Below are 6,694 nucleotides of genomic sequence, written 5' to 3' on the forward strand. Positions count from 1 at the left end.
GGAAGGAGACGGCGCCGCCGCCGCCATTCCCTGAGCGGATATAGATCTTGCACTGGTCGAGAAATTTCATCGGCGTTCCAGGTGAGCCTCCCCCGCCGACGGTCAGCCGACGGGGGAAGTTCGTATCATAGAGTGGGATGAGCTAGGCGAGCCAGACCATCATGCGAGTGGGCGCAGGCGCGCCCCGGGCCAGCGAGTGGCGCAGGACCACATCGCCGGTATAGAGGAAGCCAGTCTTGCACAGCACCTGGCCCGAGGCCGGGTTGTCGGCGAAGTGGCCGGCCAGCAGATAGCGCCGCTTCCAGTCCTGACCGGCCCAGTTCAGAGCGGCGCCTGTGGCCTCCGTAGCCAGGCCCTGGCCCCAATAGGGACGGCCGAGCCAGTAGCCGATTTCGGTGCGCCCGGTCTCATCGGGGTGGAAGCCGAGCATGCCCACAAGGCCCTCGTCCCCGTGCTCGATGGCGAACACCGTCTCCTGGGCCGGGTCCTTGGCCGCGCAGGCCTCCAGGAAGGCTTCGGCGTCCGTCAGACCGTAGGGGTGCGGCATGCGGGTCGTCATCCGCGCCACATCGGGGTCATTGGCCAGGGCGGCGATGCGCGGTGCGTCGGTCGCCTGGGGCGCGCGCAATCTCAGCCGAGGGGTGGAGAGGGCGGGCGGGCCGCCATCTGGAATGCTCATCTGATCCTCCCGGACCCTCTGTCGGGGTCCCTTGGAAAACGAAAACGGGGAGTCCGGCGGCCGGACTCCCCGTTTGGAGTTTTCCTGTCCGGTCCGCCTCAGGGCTTGAGAGGCGGAACCGGGAGAGAGGCGGTTCGCCTATTCGGCGGCTGCCATCTCGGCCTGGACCACCGTCACATAGGTGCGGTCGTCGCGCTTGGTGATGAACTTCACCGCGCCGGTCTCAAGGGCGAAGAGGGTATGGTCGCGACCAATGCCCACATTTGCGCCCGGGTAATACTTGGTGCCGCGCTGGCGCACGATGATATTGCCGGCCAGCACAGCTTCGCCGCCGAACTTCTTTACGCCGAGACGGCGGCCGGCCGAGTCGCGACCGTTGCGCGATGAACCGCCAGATTTCTTGTGAGCCATGGTGCTCTCCTAAACCGTGGAACGCCTATTCGGCGTCCGATTCCTTCTTGGCGGCGGCCTTCTTGGGCGCAGCCTTCTTTTCGCCGGCGTCAGCCTTTGGGGCCGCGGCCTTCTTGGGGGCGGCCTTCGGCTTGGCGGCGGCCTTGGGGGCCTCGGCCGTGTCGGCAGGCTCAGCGGCGACCTTGGCCGGCTTGGCTTCGACCGGGGCGCGAACCTCAGTGCTCAGGCCGCGGGCCCGGGCGTCGAGGACGGACTTCGGGGTCAGATCGACCTCGCCGTCCCACTTGTCGGTCTTGCCGACGCCAGCGATCGAGGTGACGCGCAGGACGCTCTCGAACTGACGATGGCCGCGGGTCCGGCGATAGCCCTGACGGCGGATCTTCTTGAAGATCTTAACCTTCTCGCCCTTGCGGGTTTCGATCAGGGTGGCCGAGACGCTGGCGCCGTCCACGATGGGGGCGCCGAGGGTCACGGTCTCGCCGTCGCCCAGCATCAGAACGTCGCCGAAGGCGACATCCGCGCCGGGTTCGCCATCCAGCTTTTCGACCACAAGCAGATCGCCAGGTTGGACCCGGTACTGTTTTCCGCCGGTCTTGATCACCGCGTACATGGTTCGCGCCTTGGACTTGATACAAAAAGGATTACGCCCGCGAGAAAGCCCGCGGGCGAGAGCCGCGGACTTATACAGACGCAGACTTGCGAGTCAACGCGGCCACGGGGGATTCCCCTGACTCTGTCTCCGGCGCGGCGCGGACCTCGACGGTCAGGTGGCTGAGCCCCGCCAGGTCGGCCAGTTGGGCGCGAAAAGCCTGGGCAGGGCGAGCCTGAGGATCGGCCACGACAGCGATGGCGGCATGGTGGCCGGGCCCCAGGCGCCAGAGATGCAGGTCGATCACCCGCGCGCCCATGGCCTCGAGGCGAGCGCGGGCCTCGCCCGCCAGTCTGGGGCTGGGGGTGATGTCCAACAGCACGGCGCCGGCGCTACGGCCCAGGGACCAGGCGAAGCGGCCAACCAGCAAGGCCCCCAGGAGCCCCGCCAGCGGGTCAGCCCAGGTCCAGCCCAGCCGCCCCCCGGCCAGGAGGCCTGCGATAGAGAGTATGGAGACGACCACGTCGGCGGCCAGATGCAGGTGCGCGCCGCGCAGATTGACGTCGTCAGCGTCATCCGGCTGGGCGTGCTGTCCCTTGGCCGGGCGCAGCAGCCACATGCACAACAGGTTTACGCCCAGAACGGCGAAGGCCAGTTGTGAGGCCTCATGATAGTGGGTCTCTGGTCCGCCGGTGAAATGGGTGAGGCTTTCGACGGCCAGCACCAGGGCGGTGATCCCCAGGGCGACGGCGTTGGCGAAGGCCGCCAGATAGCCGACCTTGCCGGCCCCGAAGCTGAAGCGGCGGTCGGCGGCGTAGCGCCGGGCGAGCAGATAGGCGAGACCGGCCACGCTGAGAGCCGCCACATGGGCGGCCATGTGGATGCCGCCGGCCAGCAGCGCCATGGAGTTGAAGGCCAGGCCCCCGACCAGCTGGGCGGTCAGGCTGACCGTGCAGATGGCGGCCGCCAGCCAGACCCGGCGCTCATTGCGGGCGTGGTCGGCGCCGAGATAGACGCGATCGGCTCGGAAGCCGTCCAGAGGGCCGGGCGGCGGAGGCCGACTTTCTTCGTCCTTGAGCACAGGGGCCTTCCCGCGACGGCGCGTCAGATTGAGGCAAGAGAGTGTTAGTCTATAACGCCCGGGTCCAGGTCAAGGGCGTCGTCCTCAATGATGGGGTCTCTGGCCTGTTCCCTAAGGGCCGGTCACGCACTAGATGGTCCCCATGACCGACAAGATTCCCGTGACCGTCCTGACCGGCTACCTCGGCGCCGGCAAGACCACCCTGCTCAACCGCATCCTCAGCGAGGACCACGGCAAGCGCTACGCCGTCATCGTCAATGAGTTCGGCGAGGTGGGCATCGACAACGACCTCATCGTCGGCGCCGACGAAGAAGTCTTCGAGATGAACAATGGCTGCGTCTGCTGCACCGTGCGCGGCGACCTGATCCGCGTGCTTTCGGGGCTGATGAAGCGCAAGGGCAAGTTCGACGCCATCATCGTCGAGACGACCGGGCTGGCCGATCCGGGACCGGTGGCCCAGACCTTCTTCGTCGATGACGACGTCCGGGCCAAGGCCCAGCTGGACTCGGTGACCACGGTGGTGGACGCCAAGCACCTGCCCCTGCGCCTGGCCGACAGCCATGAGGCGGTGGAGCAGATCGCCTTTGCGGACCAGATCATCCTGAACAAGACCGACCTGGTTACGCCGGCCGAGCTGGCCGCTGTGGAGGCGCAGATCCGGCGGATCAATCCCCTGGCGCCCATCCATCGCACCCAGAGGTCCAATGTGCCCCTCGAGGCCGTGCTCGGCCGGGGCGGCTTCGACCTCGAGCGGATCACCGGTCTGGACCCGGAATTTCTCAACCCCGCCCATGGTGAGCCGGGGCATGTGCATGACGAGTCCTGCGACCATGCCCATGACCATGATCACCATGCCCATGACCACGGCCACGACCATGTTCATGACCATGTGGCGGAGGCCGGCATTCGCGGCGTCTCGCTCACCTTCGACCAGCCTCTGAATGGGGTGCGGGTGACCAACTGGCTGAACGCCCTGCTCCAGGAACAGGGGCCGGACATCCTGCGGGCCAAGGGCATTCTGGACGTGGCCGGCGAAAGCCGCCGTCTGGTCTTCCAGGCGGTCCACATGATCCTCGAGGGCGACTTCCAGCGTGACTGGCGCGAGGGCGAGCCCCGGAGCAGCAAGATGGTGTTCATCGGCCGCAATCTGGACGAGGCCAAGCTCAAGGCCGGCTTCGAGGCCTGCGCGGCGTAAGCCGCGACCGTAAGGCCAGCCCCCCAATGAAAACGCCCGCCGGTGATCCGGCGGGCGTTCGCATGTTCAGAGCCTGTCTGGACGCGACCAGGTCGCGCCCTTGAGGATCAGGAGAGCTCTTCGTTGATCAGGGCGACCAGGAAGTAGCCGTCGGTCTGAAGCTGGTTCATCACCGACATGAACTCGCCATAGCGCACCGTACGGTCGGCGCGGATATAGACGCGCTCTTCGGTGGGAACGGGCACGGCCAGTTCGGCGGCGAGGTCGGAGGCGAGGCGGGCCAGGGTGGTCGGACGTTCGCCGATGAAGATGGCGCCGCCTTCCTGGACGTTGATCAGGGTGGGCTCTTCCACCACGGTGCCGGGCGGCGGCGGGATGGCCGGCGGCAGGTCGAGCTTGATCGACACCGTCGCGGCGGGAATCGCCACCATGAAGATGATGAGGAGCACCAGCATCACGTCCACGAAGGGCGTGACGTTGATGTCGCTGTTCTGGCCGAGGTCGAACTTGGAGCCGCCCCCGCCACTCAGCTTCGCCGCCATATGCAATTCCTTCCCATATGGTCGCGTAGGCCCGCGACCGTCCGTTTCGTCTCGACCATTCGCCTGTCGAAACGCGATTGTAAAGTCTCAAGGCGCCGGCAGCCGGGGGGTTTCATGAGGTTATGCGGGGGCGGCGCCGCAACTGACGCCGTTGGACGCCTGGATTCCTTGCAGCAGCCCCCTGGGCAAAACCCGCGTTCGCCGTCTATGGCATGCCGATGCCCTATGCTTTCGACGCCTATGTGACCGCCGCCCTGTTTTCCAAATCCGGCCAGGGGATCTTCGCCCTCGGCGACGGGACCGTCCGATTCGACACCGGAGAGGTGATCGAGGCCCATGACGGCGCCGTCCTCTGCGCCTGCCTGCACCCGTCGGGCGAGGGCGTCGTCACCGGCGGCGATGATGGTCGCCTGGTCTGGTCGCGGACATCCGGGCCGCAGGAGATCGCCGAGATCAAGGGGCGGTGGATCGATGCGGTGACCGCCAGCCCGGAATCAGGCCTCATCGCCTTTGCGGCGGGCAAGATCGTCCATGTGCGCGACGCCGCTGACTCGGATTTCGCCCGGACCTTCGAGCATGAGGCCTCGGCGCTCGGCCTGGCCTTCGACCCCAAGGGGCGACGCCTGGCGGTGGCGGTCTATGGGGGCGCCCGGCTGTGGTTCGCCCGCATCGCTGAACAGAAGCCCACCGTACTGGCCTGGGCCGGCAGCCATATCGCGCTGGCCTGGAGCCCGGACGGCAAGTTCCTGATGTCGTCGATGCAGGAAAACCAGCTGCACGGCTGGCGGGTGGCTGACGAGAAGAACATGCGGATGGGCGGCTATCCGGCCAAGGTGAAGAGCCTGGTCTTCATGTCCAAGGGCCAGTTCCTCGCCACGTCGGGGGCCCAGGGTGTGGTGATCTGGCCGTTCGGCGGATCGGCCGGCCCCATGGGCAAGGAGGCCGCCGAGGTCGGCTATGACGCCTCCACCCTGGTGGCGCAGGTCGCCGGAACCGCCACAGGGCGCAGGGTCGCCGCCGGGCTGGAGGATGGCCGGGTCTGGGTCTGCGACCTTGAGGGCCAAAAGATCGAGATGCTGAAGGCCGAGAAGGGATCGGCGATCACCGCCTTGGCCATCTCCGCCGACGGCAGGCGGGTGGCCTGGGGCGATGAGGACGGCGCGGCCGGCATCGCCGAAGCGCCGTAGGCGCCTTAAAATAGGTGACACGAAGAACACGAAGGAAGGCGAAGGGCGCAAAGGGTCAAGCCATCCGACTTCGTGTCCTTTGCGCCTCCTTCGTGTTCTTCGTGTCACGTCACTTTTGGCGCTACGCGCCGGAGTTAAGCCTCCTCGAACCCTAGCATTTCGCCCCAGACCTCGAAGGGGTCGCGGCGGGTGCGCAGGGTGTTGATGGGGGCCGCCGCGTCGGCATAGCCCAGCGCCATGCCGGAGAAGATCATGTGGTCGTCGGGCAGGCTGAGGATGTCGGCCAGGGTCTGCGGATAGCGGGCCCAGTATTCCTGGGCGCAGGTGGCCAGGCCCCGCTCCACCGCCAGCAGCATCACCGTCTGCATCAGCATGCCCACATCCGACCATTGCGGCGGCCCGACCTTGCGGTCGAGGCTGAAGAACAGACCCACCGGCGCCCCGAACAGCTCGCCATTTTTGGCCAGCTGGGCCAGGCGTGCGGCCTTGTCCTCCCGTGGGATGCCGATCGTGGCGTAGAGGTCTTCGCCGCACTGGAAGCGTCGGGTGCGCAGGGGCTCCCAGAGGTTTGCCGGATAGACGTCGTACTCGGGCGTCTCGCCGAAGGGGTTCTCGCGGACACGGGTCTTCAGCGTCTCCAGAGGGGCTCCGGTCAGGGCGTGAACCCGCCAGGGCTGAAGATTGCCGCCGGACGGCGCGCGAACGGCGGCCTCCAGAATTTCCCGCACCAGGGCGCCAGGCACAGGATCTGGACGGAAGGCGCGGACGGAGATCCGCTGGGCGACGGCCTGGCTGACATTCATGGCGGTCTCCTTGGGCATGTCGCGCCCTTGCGGCGCTGTCTTTCCATCGTTAGCAGCCGCGCCTAGGGTCAAGGCAAGGATGGCCGAGCTTGAGCGACACTGACAACACCGCGCCAGAGACGCCCTCAGAGGCGGAAATTCCTGCGCCCCGCGACCTCGAGCCTGAGGCGGGGCCAGAGGCCAGGCCGCCCCGCCGCCGCAGGCTTG

The 6,694-nt window shown here is 67.2% G+C and carries 9 protein-coding genes; 2 read left to right on the plus strand and 7 right to left on the minus strand.

The window, feature by feature from the left end; translation table 11 throughout:
- From Q7V15_RS00185 to dmeF, 5 genes are all read right to left on the minus strand, one after another.
- The coding region (locus Q7V15_RS00185; RefSeq protein WP_304752704.1) for a hypothetical protein at window positions 1-70 on the minus strand (70 nt) is incomplete at its 3' end.
- 72 nt (window positions 71-142) lie between these two features.
- On the minus strand, window positions 143-679 hold the full coding sequence (locus Q7V15_RS00190; protein WP_304752687.1) for a GNAT family N-acetyltransferase: 537 nt from the start codon (window positions 677-679) through the stop codon (window positions 143-145).
- A gap of 138 nt (window positions 680-817) precedes the next feature.
- On the minus strand, window positions 818-1,090 hold the full coding sequence (rpmA, locus tag Q7V15_RS00195) for a 50S ribosomal protein L27 (RefSeq protein WP_293317373.1): 273 nt from the start codon (window positions 1,088-1,090) through the stop codon (window positions 818-820).
- 25 nt (window positions 1,091-1,115) lie between these two features.
- On the minus strand, window positions 1,116-1,700 hold the full coding sequence (rplU, locus tag Q7V15_RS00200) for a 50S ribosomal protein L21 (RefSeq protein WP_304752690.1): 585 nt from the start codon (window positions 1,698-1,700) through the stop codon (window positions 1,116-1,118).
- Window positions 1,701-1,770: 70 nt separating this feature from the next.
- Window positions 1,771-2,760: a CDF family Co(II)/Ni(II) efflux transporter DmeF gene (gene dmeF, locus Q7V15_RS00205; protein ID WP_304752693.1), complete on the minus strand. Its 990-nt coding sequence runs from the start codon at window positions 2,758-2,760 to the stop codon at window positions 1,771-1,773.
- A 133-nt stretch (window positions 2,761-2,893) separates the two neighbouring features.
- On the opposite strand from dmeF, the gene Q7V15_RS00210 reads away from it, so the two are divergent.
- Window positions 2,894-3,955: a GTP-binding protein gene (locus Q7V15_RS00210; protein ID WP_304752695.1), complete on the plus strand. Its 1,062-nt coding sequence runs from the start codon at window positions 2,894-2,896 to the stop codon at window positions 3,953-3,955.
- A gap of 107 nt (window positions 3,956-4,062) precedes the next feature.
- Here the strand turns inward: Q7V15_RS00210 and Q7V15_RS00215 are convergent, their stop codons facing one another.
- The gene (locus tag Q7V15_RS00215; RefSeq protein ID WP_304752698.1) at window positions 4,063-4,497 is read right to left on the minus strand and encodes a biopolymer transporter ExbD; all 435 of its coding nucleotides are present in this window, start codon (window positions 4,495-4,497) and stop codon (window positions 4,063-4,065) included.
- Window positions 4,498-4,715: 218 nt separating this feature from the next.
- Between Q7V15_RS00215 and Q7V15_RS00220 the strand changes: the two genes are divergently transcribed.
- Window positions 4,716-5,684: a WD40 repeat domain-containing protein gene (locus Q7V15_RS00220; protein ID WP_304752701.1), complete on the plus strand. Its 969-nt coding sequence runs from the start codon at window positions 4,716-4,718 to the stop codon at window positions 5,682-5,684.
- A 134-nt stretch (window positions 5,685-5,818) separates the two neighbouring features.
- Here the strand turns inward: Q7V15_RS00220 and Q7V15_RS00225 are convergent, their stop codons facing one another.
- Window positions 5,819-6,487 carry a nitroreductase gene (locus tag Q7V15_RS00225; protein WP_304752706.1) on the minus strand — a complete coding sequence of 223 codons (669 nt, stop codon included), beginning with the start codon at window positions 6,485-6,487 and terminating at the stop codon, window positions 5,819-5,821.
- Window positions 6,488-6,694: the final 207 nt, after the last annotated feature.

Origin of the sequence: Phenylobacterium sp. (assembly GCF_030651755.1) — a bacterium.
Classification (GTDB): Bacteria; Pseudomonadota; Alphaproteobacteria; order Caulobacterales; family Caulobacteraceae; genus Phenylobacterium.